Raw genomic sequence first — 14895 nt, 5'->3', positions numbered from 1 at the left:
GCCGCGTCCAGCGTCTCTGAACGTACCGATCCCTGTGAACGTACCGATGTCCCTGAATGTGCTGATCCAAGTGCCATGCCACGCACGCTAGGCACTCCGCCGAGACCGCGGTGATCTTGCTCAATTCTCGGGGAAAACCAGGCAGTTGTGGATAACTCCGTCACCCACAAGCGCAGCCCCACTCACGGACCACACCCCGGCCCAGAGCACCGCACCGCGGTGCACAGCACCGCACCTCACCTCAGCGAGGCGAAACAACCGCCCCCAGCAACCCCGGCCCCGTGTGCGCACCGATCACCGCGCCGACCTCGCTGACATGAAGGTCCTTGAGCCCCGGCACCCGCTCCCGCAATCGGTCCGCGAACGTCGCCGCCCTGTCCGGCGCGGCGAGATGGTGCACCGCGATGTCGACCTCACCCGCTCCCGCGCGTTCGGCGACGATCTCCTGGAGCCGGGCGATCGCCTTCGACGACGTGCGCACCTTCTCCAGCAGTTCGATACGACCGCCTTCGAGCTGCAACAGCGGTTTCACCGCGAGCGCCGAGCCGAGCAGGGCCTGGGCGGTGCCGATGCGGCCACCGCGGCGGAGGTAGTCCAGGGTGTCGACGTAGAAGAACGCGGACGTGGCGGCGGCCCGCTTCTCGGCCGCGGTCACGGCCTCGTCGACCGTGCCGCCGCCGTCGACCGCCTCGGCGGCGGTCAGCGCGCAGAAACCGAGGGCCATCGCGACCATGCCGGTGTCCACGACTCTGACCGGCAGCGGCGCCTCGCGCGCGGCGAGTACCGCGGCGTCGTAGGTGCCGGAGAGTTCGGACGACAGATGGAGGGAGACGACGCTGGTCGCCCCGTCTTCGGCCAGCTTGCGATAAGTGGCGGCGAAGATCTCGGGGCTGGGCCGGGACGTGGTCACCGGCCGGCGCTTCTGCAGGGCTTCGGCGAGTGAGCGGGTGGAGATCTCGGCGCCCTCTTCGAGGGCCCGGTCGCCAAGGACCACGGTCAGAGGGACCGCGATGATGCCGTGGCGCTCCATCGTCCGCTGCGGCAGGTAGGCCGTTGAATCCGTGACGATCGCGACATGGCGGGACATGAGCTGGAGATTACCTGCCCGGGCCGGTGGACGGCAGCCCGGCCCCGGTGGTCCGGTCACACGTCAAGTCGTGCTCTCCGGGCGGGCTTTCTTCTGCCAAGGATAGGCCGGGCGCGGGTCGGTGGGCGAGAGCGCGGGCCGGTCGGGCGCCTCGGCCTGCCCGCCCTGCGCACTCCCTGGCCAGGTCTGATGCGCGGCAGGGCGCTCCGAGGCCGGCGCCTCGGGCCACGAGGGCGGCGTCCGCGCGGGCTCGGGCGCCGGTTCGGTCGTCCAGTGCCGCAGCGCGCCGGCCTCGATGTCGATCTGGGCGCTCAGGGAATCCAGGTCGTCATCGGCGATCCGGTGGGCGCGGTCCCTGGCCGCCCGGCGCAGGGAGTCGGACGACGCGGTGATCTGCTCCGTCCGCTTGCGCAGGTCGGGCAGGAGCTCGGCGAGATGCGCCTTGTCCGGCTCGGTCTCGAGCCGCTTGAGGTCGTCGTCCAGCTCGTGCCCGTGCACGCTGAGCCGGGCGAACAGGTCCAGCGACTCCTTGAGCGAGGCGTCCTCGGCCACGCGCGCGTGGAGCGCGTCCTGCGTGGACCTCATCGACGTACGCAGCTTGAGCCGCAGTTGCGCGAGTTCGCCGGCCGCGCCCGGCTGCACGAAGGTCCGCGCCTTGAGCGTGGTGTCCTCGACGGACCGGCGGGCCTGCGCGACCGTGCGGTCCACTCCGCGCTTGGCGGCGCCGACGACCTTCACCGTCGCGTACGCGCCCAGGGCCAGGAACAGTACGAACATGAGCGCCACGATCGCGATCACTGCCTCTCCCATGACGCTCCTCCCGACAAGGTCGGCGGTCCGTCCGCCTCTTCCACCGTAAACGGAAAAGGCAGGCCGGAGGTTCCATCGGAACCCCCAACCTGCCCGTAGGGAACAACCCTGATCCGGTGGGACGGAGTGGTCGCCCGGCACCGGCCACCGCTCACGCGAGGCCGATGTCAGCGCTCACGCGAGCCGGCTGTCACCGCTCACGCGGGAACGATGTTCACCAGCTTCGGCGCCCGCACGATGACCTTGCGGATGCCCGCGCCGTCCAGGGCGGCGACGACGCGCTCGTCGGCCAGGGCCACCTTCTCCAGCTCCTCGTCGGAGATCGACGGGGACACCTCCAGGCGCGCCTTGACCTTGCCCTTGATCTGCACGACGCAGGTCACGGACTCGTCCACGACGTACGCGGGGTCGGCGACGGGGAAGTCCTGGTGGACGACGGAGTCGGTGCGGCCCAGCTTGCGCCACAGCTCCTCCGCGATGTGCGGGGCCAGCGGCGCGACCAGCAGCACCAGGCGCTCGGCCACGCTGCGTGACAGCGGGCCGCCGACCTTGGTCAGGTGGTTGTTCAGCTCGGTGACCTTGGCGATGGCGGTGTTGAACCGCATGCCCTCCAGGTCCTGGCGGACGCCGTCGATCGCCTTGTGCAGGGCACGCAGCGTGGTCTCGTCGATGGCGGATTCCTCGGTGTTGTCGACGACGGTGACCTCACCGCTCGCCTCGTCGACGATGTTGCGCCACAGGCGCTGCAGCAGACGGAACTGGCCCACCACCGCGCGCGTGTCCCACGGCCGCGAGACGTCCAGGGGACCCATCGCCATCTCGTACAGGCGCAGGGTGTCCGCGCCGTACTCGGCGCAGATCTCGTCCGGGGTGACGGCGTTCTTCAGGGACTTGCCCATCTTGCCCAGCAGACGGGAGACCTTCTCGCCCTCGTAGAAGTACGCGCCGTCGCGCTCCTCGACCTCGGCGGCGGGCACCGCGATACCGCGGCTGTCGCGGTACACGTACGCCTGGATCATGCCCTGGTTGTACAGCTTGTGGAACGGCTCGGCCGACGAGACATGGCCCAGGTCGAACAGCATCTTCGACCAGAAGCGGGCGTACAGCAGGTGCAGCACGGCGTGCTCGGCGCCGCCCACGTACAGGTCGACGCCACCGGTCGGCTGACCCTCGCGGGGGCCCATCCAGTACTGCTCGATGGCCGGGTCGACCAGCTTCTCGCTGTTGTGCGGGTCCAGGTAGCGCAGCTCGTACCAGCACGAACCCGCCCAGTTGGGCATGGTGTTGGTCTCGCGGCGGTACTTCTTGGGTCCGTCGCCCAGGTCCAGCGTGACGTGGACCCAGTCGCCGTTGCGGGACAGCGGGGTCTCGGGCTGGGTGTCGGCGTCGTCCGGGTCGAACGTGCGGGGGCTGTAGTCGTCGACCTCCGGCAGCTCCAGCGGCAGCATCGACTCGGGCAGCGAGTGGGCGACACCGTCCTCGTCGTAGACGATCGGGAAGGGCTCGCCCCAGTAGCGCTGGCGGCTGAACAGCCAGTCGCGCAGGCGGAAGTTGACGGTGCCCCGGCCGATGCCGGTGCGCTCCAGCCACTCGGTCATGCGCGCCTTGGCGTCGGTGACGCCCAGGCCGTCGACGGAGATCTGCTCGCTCGTCGAGTTGACCAGCCGCGCGTCGTAGGAGGCGAACGCGTCGTCCCACGTGGAGGTGTCGGTGCCGCGGTCGTCCGAGGGCTCCACGACGCAGCGCATCGGCAGCTCGAAGGCGCGCGCGAACGCGAAGTCGCGGGTGTCGTGGGCGGGGACGGCCATGATCGCGCCGGTTCCGTAGCCCATCAGGACGTAGTCGGCGATGAAGACGGGGACCTGCTCGCCGCTGACCGGGTTGGTCGCGTACGCGCCGGTGAAGACGCCGGTCTTGTCCTTGGCCTCGGCCTGGCGCTCGACGTCGGACTTCGAGGCCGCCTGCTTGCGGTACGCGGCGACGGCCTCGGCGGGGGTCGCGTGGCCACCCGTCCAGACGTCGTGCGTGCCCTCGGGCCAGGCGGCGGGGACGATCCGGTCCACCAGGTCGTGCTCGGGCGCCAGGACCATGTAGGTGGCGCCGAACAGGGTGTCCTGACGGGTGGTGAAGACGGTGATGGCCTCGTCGCCGACGGGGAAGTCGACGCGGGCGCCCTCGGAGCGGCCGATCCAGTTCCGCTGCTGCAGCTTGATCGCCTCGGGCCAGTCCAGGGCGTCCAGGTCGTCCAGCAGGCGGTCCGCGTAGGCGGTGATGCGCATGTTCCACTGGCGCAGCTTGGCCTTGAAGACCGGGTAGTTGCCGCGCTCGGAGCGGCCGTCGGCCGTGACCTCCTCGTTGGCCAGGACGGTGCCCAGGCCCGGGCACCAGTTGACGGGCGCCTCGGAGGCGTACGCCAGCCGGTACTCGCTCAGTACGTCGGCCCGCTCGGCGGCGTTCAGCTCGTGCCACGCGCGCGTGGAGTTCGGTACGGCGCGTTCACCGCTCTCGAACTGCGCGATCAGCTGGTCGATCGGACGGGCCTTCTTCGCCTCGCCGTCGTACCAGGAGTTGAAGATCTGGACGAAGATCCACTGGGTCCACTTGTAGTACTCGGGATCGATCGTGGCGAACGACCGGCGCTTGTCGTGGCCCAGGCCCAGCCGGCGCAGCTGGGACTTCATGTTGACCATGTTGGCTTCGGTGGACGTGCGCGGGTGGGTGCCCGTCTGCACGGCGTACTGCTCGGCGGGCAGGCCGAAGGCGTCGAAGCCCAGCGTGTGCAGGACGTTGTGCCCGGTCATGCGCTGGAAGCGCGCGAAGACGTCCGTGGCGATGTAGCCCAGCGGGTGGCCGACGTGCAGGCCCGCACCCGAGGGGTACGGGAACATGTCCATGACGAACTTCTTCGGCTTGGCGGCCAGCGCCCTGGCCGCCTCCGTGTCACCCGCCAGGTCACCGCTCGGGTTCGGCGCCTCGTACGTGCCGTCGGCGTCCCAGAAGTCCTGCCAGCGTGCCTCGATGTCGGCGGCCATCGCCGCCGTGTAGCGGTGCGGCGCGGCCACCTCGGAAGCGGCAGCGGAATTCGTCTCGCTCATGATCCTCAAAGCTCCATCGATCGTCTCTGCTTACGGAACTGACCGCGCTGGCCAAACAAAAATGCCCCTCGCACAGGAGGGGGCGCCGCGCCGATTCCGATCCGCGATTCGTCAGCGGTCGGGACTGATCAGCGCGGCTCGCTAAGCAGAAGGCGTACGGCACGCATGGCGTCAGGGTACCGCAGGGCCCACACGGGCCGCGACGGGCTTACCGGGGAGGGCCTCGGGGCGGCCGCGCAAGGGCCGAAGGAGGCCCTCGGAAGGTGCATGGGCCAAGGGTTACCCCGCGTACCGCCCCCTATCGGGGCAACACAAAGTCCACACCTCCGATAGATAACAACGAGATAACTCAAACCTCGTACTGGCTGGTATGGGTCGACCTAGAGTGCGGCAGCGGGACCACTTTGCCGAACCATTCGGAGTCGCCCCCATGAACCCTCCACTGAACTCCCCGTTGAACTCCCCGACGAACGGGCAGCCGCTGAATCCGTTCCCCCAGCTTCGAAATACCCGGCGCCCCCGGCGCAGGATCCGCCCGTCCCCCGCACCCAGCCGGACGCTACGAGGGGCCCTGTGCGCGGCGGCGCTGCTGCTGATCCCCCTCGTGGTCCTCGTCGGGAGCGACGCCTTCCGCGCCGCGCTCGACTTCACCACCGGGGTGCTGTCCCTGGTCTCCCTGACGGCGTCCGTCGTCTGGGGCCTGGTCGCTTCCGACCGGCTGTTCCTGACCTCGCGCCAGCGCCTGCTCTCCCAGGGCGTGCACCGGGCCACGGCGGTGGCCTCGATCGGCTTCCTGCTGCTGCACGTCACGGTCAAGCTGGCCCTCGACCATGTGTCCGTGGTCGGCGCGCTGATCCCCTTCGGGCTCGGCGTGACCGGCAGCGCGGGCCTGATCGGCCTCGGCTCGCTCGCCGGGCTCCTGATGATCACCACCGGCGTCACCGGCGCGCTGCGCAAGGCCTTCGCCTCCCCGGCCCAGATCGCCTCCCGCTGGCGCGCCCTGCACATGCTGGCCTACCCCGCCTGGTGCTCCGCGCTGATCCACGGTCTGTACGCGGGCCGGCAGCCCAAGACCTACGTGGTGGTCATGTACTGCCTGTGTCTGGTCGCCGTGGGCGGTGCGGTCGCCCTGCGCGCGGCGCCGGGCCCGGTCAAGCGCAAGGTCGCCGCCCGCGTCCTCGCGCTCCTCGACGGTGACGGCAGGACCCAGGGCACCCGCCGCAGGAACGTCACCGAATCCCCGCTGCCCGGCGGCGCCGGCCGCGCCGCACCGTCCGGCCCCCGCTTCGACGTGAACCGCGAGCCCCCGCCGCGGCCGCGCGACAACCCGCTCCAGATGCCGTCGCCCGGCACGCCACCCCTGTACGAGGCTCCGGCGCGCCCCGCGTTCGAGCCGCGCCCCGCCACCGCGGGCATCGGCTTCTCGGCCGCCTACCGCGCGGTCTCGACCCCGGTGGACCCGCTCTTCGGCGACCCGCCCCCCGGGGAGCCGCTGACCCTCCTGGACCTCCAGCCCACCGAGGCCCTCCCGTTCGTCGACCCCGAGCCCCCCGAGCGCTGGCCGGCCCCGTCCCCGCCGCCCCCCGCTCCGGCACCCCCCTCGGCGTACGACCCCACGCTCGACACCCCCTACGGCGGCATCCCGAGCTTCGGGGAAGAGTCCGCCACCGAAACGCTGCCCGGCCCGTTCCAGGCCCCCGCCGCGGGTGAGCCCTGGAACACGCCGCCCGGAGGCATTCAGTGAACACCGCGCTGCCCGACGTCCCCGAAGTCCGCGTCGTCGGTCTCCCCCAGCTCACCTCGGGCTTCGACCTGGTCGAGCGACTCGACCTCGACATGCATCTGAAAGTGCACGGCCCGCTCGAACCGATGGGCGGCGAGCAACTGGCCGCGCTGGCCGGGCAGATATCGCTGCGCGGCCGCGGCGGCGCCGGGTTCCCCTTCGCCAAGAAGCTGCGCGCCGTCGCCCAGTCCGCGATACGCCGCGGGGTGCGGCCCGTCGTCGTGGTCAACGGCAGCGAGGACGAACCCGCCTGCCGCAAGGACACGGTGCTGATCAACCGCGCCCCGCATCTCATCCTCGACGGCGCGCTCCTGGTCGCCGAGGCGCTCGGCGCCCGCACCCTCGTGGTGGGCGTGACCCGCGACTCCACCGAGGCGTCCATGCAGGCCGCGCTCCTCGAAAGGGGCCTGTCCAACCGCCGTGGCGCCCCGCTGCGCGCGCGGGTGCAGCGCAACCCCGTACGCATGGTCACCGGGGAGTCCTCCGCGCTGATCCGCTCGGCGGACGGCGGCCCCCCGGTGCCGCCGGGCCGCAAGGTGCGCGCCTCCGACTCCGGGGTGGGCGGCGCGCCCACGCTGCTGTCGAACGCCGAGACCTTCGCCCAGCTCGCCGTCGCGGCCCGCACCGGGCCCGAGCGCTACTGCCGCACGGGCCTGCGCGACGAGCCCGGCACGATCCTGCTGACCCTCTCCGGAGCCGTCGCCCGCCCGATGGTCCTCGAAGTGCCGGCAGGGGTGCCCCTGCGGTACGTGCTCCAGCTCGCGGGCGCCCCGCCGATGCCCCAGGGCGTGCTCACGGGTGGCTATCACGGCAAGTGGCTCGACGCCTTCGCGGCACAGGAGGCGGTGGTCTCCCGCGCCTCTCTGGAGGCTGCGGGCGGCGCGCTCGGCGCGGGCGCGATCCTGCCGATCGGCCCGGACACCTGCCCGCTCGGCGAGGCGCTGCGGGTGGCGCAGTGGCTTGCCTCGGAGAGCGCGGGCCAGTGCGGGCCCTGTTACCTGGGTCTGCCGGCGGCGGCGCGCGGTCTGGAGGACGTGCTGAACGGAGGCGGCCCCACCGCCCTCGAAGCCCTCCAGCAGGTCACCAGGGCGGTGAAGCGGCGCGGCGCGTGCAAGCACCCGGACGGTTCGGCGGCGTTCCTGGAGTCGACGATCTCGGCGTTCACGGACGATCTGGCCGAGCATGTCCTGGGCGGCGGCTGCGGACGCCCGGTGCAGGGCGTGCTGCCCCTGCACACGCAGGCGCCGCAGGGCGAGTCCCCCAGCGGCCGGCGGCTCGCGGTGGACTGGACGCTGTGCGAGGGCCACGGCCTGTGCGCGGACATCGTGCCGGAGCTGATCCAGCTCGGCCCCGACGGCTATCCCTCGGTGGCGGAGGCCCCGGTGGCGCGCTATTCGGAAGCGCGGGCCGTACGGGCCGTGCGCCGGTGCCCCGCGCTGGCCCTGCGCATCGAGGAGGACCCGGCGGCGGCTGCGGCCCGCCCGGCCCTGCCGCCTGCGCTCCCGCCGGGCCGGGGGCGCAGGGCGCTGGGCAGCGGGCGCGGCTGACCCCGCGAGGCTGCGTGACGGCATACGAAGACGGGCCACCCTGTTCGGGTGGCCCGTCTTCATGTCCAACTATTGTGGAGCTAAGGAGAATTGAACTCCTGACCTCCTGCATGCCATGCAGGCGCTCTACCAACTGAGCTATAGCCCCTTGCGGCCACGCGGCCGAGCCGCATGTTCACCGTGTCGCCCGGTTTCCCCGGCGGCGACGCCAACATTACCGGGCACCCGGTGCATCACCAAATCGTTTCCAGCTTGGTCCGATTTGACCGCATTTACTCCACCCTCAGGCAGTGGCGAACGAATAGAACCGCTTGAGCGTGCAGTGCTCGTCGAGCAGCCGGCCGTAGATCGGCTCACCCTCCAGCTCCCGATACGTCTCGATCGGGTCGCCCTTTATGATCAGCGCCCGCGCGCACTCCTCGCACCAGTACTGGAAGTCGGGGTTGACCGGCTCCATGTCCCTGACGATGGGCGTGCCGCTGCCGCACCAGTCGCACGTCCTCCTGTGTGCACCCATCGATCAGCTCCAGCTGTGGCCGCAGGCCGTGCACAGGTACGAGAACCCGCCGTTGTCGCCGAGCATCTGCGCGACGTGGAGGGAGCCGCAGGACGGACAGTCGGGGAAAGAGGAAGAAGAGGGAGAGGGGGGAGGGAGCGTCAGGTGCTGCCCGCAATGGGCTGCTTCGGCCGGTCTCACTGTCACGCCGAGGGGGCGGTCGGCCGCCTCGGTGATGCGCGCGGGCATCGCGTTCTCCCTCCCGTCGGGCCGTCTTCGTCGAACGGACGCGACCCTCTACCGGCCGTCCGATTCTGCCACGGCCGGAGCGTCACGGTCAGCGACGCATGCGTACCGGTCCGGACACGGCGCCGAGTTCGCCCGCTCCGGCCAGCACTTACGCACACACCCACACACGAGGAGCACATCCGCAGACCTATACGCCCCTGGGACACCGAGCGCCTCAAGGCAGTTGGAAAAAGTGCGCCGGGTAACAAAAAATCCCGCCCTTACCCGGACGGGATCTTTGTGAAGCGGACGCTTCGACTGTGGAGCTAAGGAGAATTGAACTCCTGACCTCCTGCATGCCATGCAGGCGCTCTACCAACTGAGCTATAGCCCCTTGCGTTCTCCCCGCTCTGCGCGGCTGCGAACAAGAAGAACTTTAGCCTGCGACCTGCCGGAAAGTGAAATCCGGCCGTCCCGCCCCGCCGGGAGGGCTCAGTCGTCGTCGCCGAGCACCGGCTCCGGGAGCGTGCCCGCGTTGTGCTCGAGCAGCCGCCAGCCGCGTGCACCCTGGCCGAGGACGGACCAGCAGCAGTTGGAGAGACCGCCGAGACCTTCCCAGTGGTGGGACTCGAGACCGAGGAGGCGCCCGATGGTGGTGCGGATCGTGCCGCCGTGGCTGACCACGACGAGCGTGCCGTCCTGCGGCAGCTTCTCCGCATGGCTGAGTACGACGGGGGCGGCCCGGTCGGCGACCTCCGTCTCGAGCTCGCCGCCGCCGCGGCGCACCGGTTCGCCGCGCTTCCACGCGGCGTACTGGTCGCCGTAACGGCCGATGATCTCGTCGTGCGTGAGGCCCTGCCACTCACCGGCGTAGGTCTCGCGCAGGCCCTCGTCGTGCGTGACGTCGAGGCTCGTGAGCGCGGCCAGCTCGGCGGCCGTGGCGGCGGCCCTGCTGAGGTCGGACGCGACGATGGCGTCCGGCTTCAGCGAGGCGAGCAGCCGGGCGGCCCGGCGCGCCTGGGCGACGCCGGTCTCGGTCAGGCCGATGTCCGTGGAGCCCTGGAAGCGACGCTCCAGGTTCCAGGCGGTCTGGCCGTGCCGCCACAGGATGACGCGCCGTCCGCGGGTCGGCCCCCCGGCCGCTCCGGCGCCGGCCCCCGCGGCGGTCAACGCAGCTCTCCGCCCAGCTCGCGAAGCTCCTCGGCCTCCTCCGCGGCCTGCGTCCGCTGGGCGTACTCCTCCGCCTTGCCGCGGGTGGCCTTGGCGTCCTCGGGAAGCTCCAGCTCGGGGCAGTCCTTCCACAGGCGCTCGAGGGCGTAGAAGACGCGCTCCTCGCTGTGCTGGACGTGGACGACGATGTCGACGTAGTCGAGGAGGATCCAGCGGGCGTCGCGGTCGCCCTCGCGGCGGACCGGCTTGGCGCCGAGCTCCTTGTTGAGGCGCTCCTCGATCTCGTCGACGATCGACTTGACCTGGCGGTCGTTGGGCGCGGAGGCCAGCAGGAAGGCGTCGGTGATCGACAGCACATCGCTGACGTCGTACGCGATGATGTCGTGCGCGAGCTTGTCGGCGGCCGCCTGTGCGGCGGTGGTGATGAGCTCGAGGGAACGGTCAGTGGCGGTCACTACAAGGCTTTCCGTCGGCGGGCAGTAATCCCCTGAAGGGATACCCCAAGGGTCTCACGGACCGCCGACGGCCCTTACTGGATTGTCCGGGCCCCGGGAGCACGCCCCCGGGGCCCGGCGCGCCTACTGTCCGCCCGTGTAGTTCTGGCCGAGGACCACGGACACGTCCGCGTTCGCCACGGTCTTGCCCTTGCGCACCGCGGTCGCCGGAAGGCCCAGGGTCTTGGCGACCTCGACGGCGTCCTGCTTGCGGTCGGCGTCCTGGTAGGTGACCTGCGACGCGGCCTGGGCGGCGGCGCCCGTCCCGGCGTCGACGAAGGTGTAGCCGCCGTTCACGAGCGTGACCCTGGCCTTCTCCGTGCGGGCCTTCACGCCGGTGGCGTTCTTGATGCCGACGCGTACGGAGGCGTCCTTGCCCGGGTTCTTGACCGTGCCTCCGAGGACGTCCTTGACGACGCTGTCGGTGGCCTGCTCGGACAGGGTGCCGTCCTGCTGCACGGGCAGGAGCGCGGTCTTGTAGTCGCCGCCCTTGGCCCGGTCGGCGAGCTTGGCGAGAAACGCGCCGAGGTCCTTCTCGCCCAGCGACGGGTCGAGGATCTGGGCGAGGGACTGGACGGTGACGGTGGCGGCGTGCGGGTCGGACGACAGCTTGCGCAGCACGCCCTGCATGACCTGGCCGAACCGCATGAGCTGCGCGGTCGCGGATTCGCCGGGCGCGCGGTAGGTGGCGTAGGCGACGGCCATGGGGCCGCTCAGCGTCTGCTGCTTGCCCTTCTTGACCAGCGGAGCCGTCGCCTTCTTCCCGGACTTGGCGGCCGGGTCGGGGACGTCGGCGTTCGTGTCGATGTCGATGTTGCCGACGAGTTCGACGAGGTTGTTGAGGTACGGGGTGTCGAGCCGCCACGTGCCCTCGACGTCCGTGCCGAGGACGGTGTCGATGGCGTCACGTGTGCCGGAGGACCCGTCGCCGTCGACGGACTTGCCGAGCGTCGTCGCGCTGCCCTCGTCGTCCGTCAGGGCAAGGGAGTTGGGGAGCAGGACGGTGGTGCCCTGCTTGGTGGTGGTGTTGTTGACGAGCAGCGCCGTGGAGGTGCCGCCGCCCTTGGTGTTGTGCAGATGGACGACGATCACGTCGCGGTTCTGCGGCCCCGCGGTGTCCGCGGCGCCCTTGCCGGAGTCGGCGGGGCCGAAGCCGGGCAGCTTGCCCGCGTACCAGAGGTAGCCGACGCCGCCGGTCACGCAGAGCACGAGGACCACGACGAGGGCGACGACCCGGCTGCGGCCGCGGCGGCGTGCCTCCTCGCGGCGCTCGGTGCGCGACTCGGTGAACTTCAGCCAGTCGATGACGTCTTCGGAGTTCTCGTCCGGTTCCTCGACGAAGGAGAACTGCTCGGTGCGGTACTCGGGCGCCCCGTCGCGCTCGCGCGCCGCCGGCTCGTTCCGGGGCCCGGCCTGCGCCGGGATGTGGGCGGTCGCGGTCTGCTCCTCGACGCGCTGCTGCTGCCCCGTTCCCGCGACAGCCCCGTAGGGGTCGTACGAAGGGGGCGAGCCCTGCTGGGCGGGCGCGCCCGCCCCGTAGGGGTCGTACGTGTCGTACGAGGGCACGGGCGGCTGCTGGCCGGTGGCGTACGGGTCGTATCCGTAGCCCTGGTTCTGGGTCGCCTGCGGATACTCGTACTGCGCAGGCTGCTGGGGCACCTGCCGGTACACGGGCTGCCCGTACTCGTCGTAGCCGACGAGCTCGTACTGGTCGGACGTGTTGGACGCGTCCCCCGAGTAACTGCCCGAGTAACCGTCGTATCGGTCGTTCACCGGTGCCCCTCTCGGCTCACTCGCCGCGGTACAGCTCGCGCTTGTCGATGTAGCGCACCACACCGTCCGGGACCATGTACCAGACGGGGTCGCCCTTGGCGACCCTCGCACGGCAGTCCGTGGACGAGATGGCGAGGGCCGGCACCTCGACGAGCGAGACACCGCCCTCCGGCAGACCGGGGTCGGTCAGCGGGTGGCCCGGCCGGGTGACCCCGATGAAGTGCGCCAGGGAGAACAGTTCATCCGTGTACCGCCAGGTGAGGATCTGGCCCAGGGCGTCGGCGCCCGTGATGAAGAAGAGGTCCGTGTCCGGATTGAGCGCGCGCAGATCGCGCAGCGTGTCCGTGGTGTACGTCGGCCCGCCGCGGTCGATGTCGATGCGGCTCACCGAGAACTGCGGGTTCTCGGCGGTCGCGATGACCGTCATCAGATAGCGGTCCTCGGCCGGGGTGACCAGGCGGTCCGTCTTCTGCCACGGCTGCCCGGTCGGCACGAACACGACCTCGTCGAGGTGGAACTGCGCGGCGACCTCGCTGGCCGCCACCAGGTGTCCGTGGTGGATCGGGTCAAACGTTCCGCCCATGACGCCGAGACGCCGCTTGGCGGTGCTGATCCGGGCCCGGTCCGGGCCGCCGGCCGGGCCGTTGACCGGGCCGGTAGGCATGTCCTGCTCTCCCATGCGTGCAGAGCCTACTGGCCCGATCGGGGTGCCTTCGCCGTCAGGGTCTAGCGGTCCCGGTTGAAGCGGGTGACGATCCACAGCAGCAGCAGCAGGAGGAACAGGGCGCCGCCGCCGGTGAGGAAGGGGCTGAGGCTCGGGTGGTTGCCGCCGCCCTCGCCGCCCTCGGCGGCGAGAGTGGCCAGCTGGGCAGCGGTGCTGTGGAGGCTCATCGTCAGCAGGACCTATCCGGGTGAGACGGGATGGGGAGTCGGGCTCTGGGTGGTGACATGAGGTCTGGATAAAGACTTCCCGCCCATCGTATGCGGGGGTGTCCTCGGCGATCACGCCGACTCTGCCGTACGCGTGTCCGCCCCGCGGCCGCGTCACTCGTCGCGCTTGTAGCCGCGCAGCAGGAACCATCCCAGGAACACACTGCCGAGGACGCCCACGACGATCACGGTGCGCAGCAGATTGCCGGCGCCCTGCTGGTCGGAGGCGGCGGCGCTGACCACGTGGGTGAGCCAGGCGGCGTCGAGTGTGTGCTCCATGACGTTTTCGCTCCTTCGGTGTGCTGCCCCGCCACGGTATCTCCGCCTACTGTGGAGACCTCCTCGGGGGCACAACAGAACATGACGGCACACGAACATGGGGGACGCATGCCCGACGTCAACGACGGCAACGACGACCAGCGCGAGCACGTACCGAGCAGGCAGCGCCGGCGCTTCGAGGGGATCTCCTCGCGGGCGTACGAGCACCCGGCGGACCGGTCGGCCCTGGTGGCACTGCGCAAGCTCAGCGGTTTCGACACGGTGTTCAAGGCACTCAGCGGGCTGCTGCCCGAGCGCAGCCTGCGCCTGCTGTTCCTGTCGGACTCGGTCCGGGTCTCCGACGAGCAGTTCGCGCACCTCAACGACATGCTGCGGGACGCGTGTTACATCCTGGACCTGGAGAAGGTCCCGCCGATGTACGTCAACCAGGACCCCCAGCCGAACGCGATGTGCATCGGCCTGGACGAGCCGATCATCGTCGTCACGACCGGCCTGGTGGAGCTGCTCGACCACGAGGAGATGCAGGCGGTCGTCGGCCACGAGGTGGGCCACGCGCTGTCCGGCCACTCGGTCTACCGGACGATACTGCTGTTCCTGACCAGCCTGGCGCTCCGCGTCGCGTGGATCCCGCTCGGCAATTTCGCGATCATGGCGATCGTCACGGCGCTGCGCGAGTGGTTCCGCAAGTCGGAGCTGTCGGCGGACCGCGCCGGCCTGCTGGTCGGCCAGGACCTCAAGGCGTCGATGCGCGGCCTGATGAAGATCGCGGGCGGCAACCACCTGCACGAGATGAACGTGGACGCGTTCCTCAAGCAGGCCGAGGAGTACGAGGCCGGGGGCGACCTGCGCGACTCCGTGCTCAAGATCCTCAACGTGATGCCGCGCACGCACCCCTTCACCACGGTCCGTGCGGCCGAGCTGAAGAAGTGGGCCGCGACCCGCGACTACCAGCGCATCATGGACGGCCACTACCCGCGCCGCACCGAGGACAAGGACACCTCGGTCACCGACTCGTTCCGCCAGTCGGCCGCGCACTACGCGGACAACGTGCGCAGCTCCAAGGACCCGCTGATGAAGCTGGTCACGGACATCGCGGGCGGCGCGGGCGACCTGGGCGGCAAGCTGCGCGGCAAGTTCGGCGGCGGCAACGGCGGTGCGAACACGGGCAACCACGGGACGGACGACGCGTAGGTCCCGCGGGGC

General features: G+C 70.7%; 14 protein-coding genes and 2 tRNA genes. 3 read left to right on the top strand and 13 right to left on the bottom strand.

The window, feature by feature from the left end; translation table 11 throughout:
* Positions 1 to 241: 241 nt before the first annotated feature.
* The 3 genes from ACFC96_RS23410 to leuS all read right to left on the bottom strand — a co-directional run bounded on the left by ACFC96_RS23410 (position 242) and on the right by leuS (position 4992).
* The gene (locus ACFC96_RS23410; RefSeq protein ID WP_376256109.1) at positions 242 to 1087 is read right to left on the bottom strand and encodes a DegV family protein; all 846 of its coding nucleotides are present in this window, start codon (positions 1085 to 1087) and stop codon (positions 242 to 244) included.
* A gap of 63 nt (positions 1088 to 1150) precedes the next feature.
* The gene (locus ACFC96_RS23405; RefSeq protein WP_376613936.1) at positions 1151 to 1897 is read right to left on the bottom strand and encodes a hypothetical protein; all 747 of its coding nucleotides are present in this window, start codon (positions 1895 to 1897) and stop codon (positions 1151 to 1153) included.
* A gap of 197 nt (positions 1898 to 2094) precedes the next feature.
* Positions 2095 to 4992: a leucine--tRNA ligase gene (gene leuS / locus ACFC96_RS23400; protein WP_376613934.1), complete on the bottom strand. Its 2898-nt coding sequence runs from the start codon at positions 4990 to 4992 to the stop codon at positions 2095 to 2097.
* Positions 4993 to 5422: 430 nt separating this feature from the next.
* Between leuS and ACFC96_RS23395 the strand changes: the two genes are divergently transcribed.
* Positions 5423 to 6736 carry a cytochrome b/b6 domain-containing protein gene (locus ACFC96_RS23395; RefSeq protein ID WP_376256115.1) on the top strand — a complete coding sequence of 438 codons (1314 nt, stop codon included), beginning with the start codon at positions 5423 to 5425 and terminating at the stop codon, positions 6734 to 6736.
* Positions 6733 to 8322: an NADH-ubiquinone oxidoreductase-F iron-sulfur binding region domain-containing protein gene (locus ACFC96_RS23390; RefSeq protein ID WP_376613932.1), complete on the top strand. Its 1590-nt coding sequence runs from the start codon at positions 6733 to 6735 to the stop codon at positions 8320 to 8322. Before ACFC96_RS23395 ends, ACFC96_RS23390 begins: the two co-directional genes overlap by 4 nt.
* A 75-nt stretch (positions 8323 to 8397) precedes the next feature.
* Here the strand turns inward: ACFC96_RS23390 and ACFC96_RS23385 are convergent.
* The 10 genes from ACFC96_RS23385 to ACFC96_RS23340 form a co-directional block, all read right to left on the bottom strand.
* Positions 8398 to 8470: transfer RNA gene (locus ACFC96_RS23385), tRNA-Ala, on the bottom strand.
* 135 nt (positions 8471 to 8605) lie between these two features.
* Positions 8606 to 8839: a hypothetical protein gene (locus ACFC96_RS23380; protein WP_376256118.1), complete on the bottom strand. Its 234-nt coding sequence runs from the start codon at positions 8837 to 8839 to the stop codon at positions 8606 to 8608.
* Positions 8840 to 8842: 3 nt separating this feature from the next.
* Positions 8843 to 9067, bottom strand: a complete 225-nt coding sequence (locus ACFC96_RS23375; RefSeq protein ID WP_376256120.1) for a hypothetical protein — start codon at positions 9065 to 9067, stop codon at positions 8843 to 8845.
* Positions 9068 to 9367: 300 nt separating this feature from the next.
* A tRNA-Ala gene (locus tag ACFC96_RS23370) sits at positions 9368 to 9440 on the bottom strand.
* A 98-nt stretch (positions 9441 to 9538) separates the two neighbouring features.
* On the bottom strand, positions 9539 to 10216 hold the full coding sequence (locus tag ACFC96_RS23365; protein WP_376613931.1) for a histidine phosphatase family protein: 678 nt from the start codon (positions 10214 to 10216) through the stop codon (positions 9539 to 9541).
* A complete protein-coding gene (gene rsfS / locus ACFC96_RS23360) occupies positions 10213 to 10671 on the bottom strand; it encodes a ribosome silencing factor (protein ID WP_376613929.1) in 459 nt (152 codons plus the stop codon). Before rsfS ends, ACFC96_RS23365 begins: the two co-directional genes overlap by 4 nt.
* A gap of 123 nt (positions 10672 to 10794) precedes the next feature.
* A complete protein-coding gene (locus ACFC96_RS23355; protein WP_376613927.1) occupies positions 10795 to 12483 on the bottom strand; it encodes a LytR C-terminal domain-containing protein in 1689 nt (562 codons plus the stop codon).
* 16 nt (positions 12484 to 12499) lie between these two features.
* Complete coding sequence (gene nadD, locus ACFC96_RS23350; protein WP_376256128.1) at positions 12500 to 13162, bottom strand: nicotinate-nucleotide adenylyltransferase; 663 nt, start codon at positions 13160 to 13162, stop codon at positions 12500 to 12502.
* Positions 13163 to 13209: 47 nt separating this feature from the next.
* A complete protein-coding gene (locus ACFC96_RS23345; RefSeq protein WP_376256130.1) occupies positions 13210 to 13374 on the bottom strand; it encodes a hypothetical protein in 165 nt (54 codons plus the stop codon).
* Positions 13375 to 13527: 153 nt separating this feature from the next.
* The gene (locus ACFC96_RS23340) at positions 13528 to 13692 is read right to left on the bottom strand and encodes a hypothetical protein (RefSeq protein WP_376613925.1); all 165 of its coding nucleotides are present in this window, start codon (positions 13690 to 13692) and stop codon (positions 13528 to 13530) included.
* 108 nt (positions 13693 to 13800) lie between these two features.
* On the opposite strand from ACFC96_RS23340, the gene ACFC96_RS23335 reads away from it, so the two are divergent.
* The gene (locus tag ACFC96_RS23335) at positions 13801 to 14883 is read left to right on the top strand and encodes a M48 family metallopeptidase (RefSeq protein WP_376256134.1); all 1083 of its coding nucleotides are present in this window, start codon (positions 13801 to 13803) and stop codon (positions 14881 to 14883) included.
* Positions 14884 to 14895: the final 12 nt, after the last annotated feature.

The sequence above is a fragment of the Streptomyces sp. NPDC055955 genome, assembly GCF_042270245.1.
GTDB lineage: Bacteria > Actinomycetota > Actinomycetes > Streptomycetales > Streptomycetaceae > Streptomyces.
Note: the sequence above shows the minus strand (reverse complement) of the source record. Positions and strands in the feature narration are given on the sequence as shown.

Excerpts from the sequence above, each read along its gene's own strand:
- ACFC96_RS23380 (WP_376256118.1), bottom strand. The coding sequence starts at position 8,839 with ATGGGTGCACACAGGAGGACGTGCGACTGGTGCGGCAGCGGCACGCCC.
- ACFC96_RS23395 (WP_376256115.1), top strand. The coding sequence starts at position 5,423 with ATGAACCCTCCACTGAACTCCCCGTTGAACTCCCCGACGAACGGGCAG.
- leuS (WP_376613934.1), bottom strand. The coding sequence starts at position 4,992 with ATGAGCGAGACGAATTCCGCTGCCGCTTCCGAGGTGGCCGCGCCGCAC.
- ACFC96_RS23345 (WP_376256130.1), bottom strand. The coding sequence starts at position 13,374 with ATGAGCCTCCACAGCACCGCTGCCCAGCTGGCCACTCTCGCCGCCGAG.
- nadD (WP_376256128.1), bottom strand. The coding sequence starts at position 13,162 with ATGGGAGAGCAGGACATGCCTACCGGCCCGGTCAACGGCCCGGCCGGC.
- ACFC96_RS23375 (WP_376256120.1), bottom strand. The coding sequence starts at position 9,067 with ATGCCCGCGCGCATCACCGAGGCGGCCGACCGCCCCCTCGGCGTGACA.
- ACFC96_RS23405 (WP_376613936.1), bottom strand. The coding sequence starts at position 1,897 with ATGGGAGAGGCAGTGATCGCGATCGTGGCGCTCATGTTCGTACTGTTC.
- ACFC96_RS23340 (WP_376613925.1), bottom strand. The coding sequence starts at position 13,692 with ATGGAGCACACACTCGACGCCGCCTGGCTCACCCACGTGGTCAGCGCC.
- ACFC96_RS23410 (WP_376256109.1), bottom strand. The coding sequence starts at position 1,087 with ATGTCCCGCCATGTCGCGATCGTCACGGATTCAACGGCCTACCTGCCG.
- ACFC96_RS23335 (WP_376256134.1), top strand. The coding sequence starts at position 13,801 with ATGCCCGACGTCAACGACGGCAACGACGACCAGCGCGAGCACGTACCG.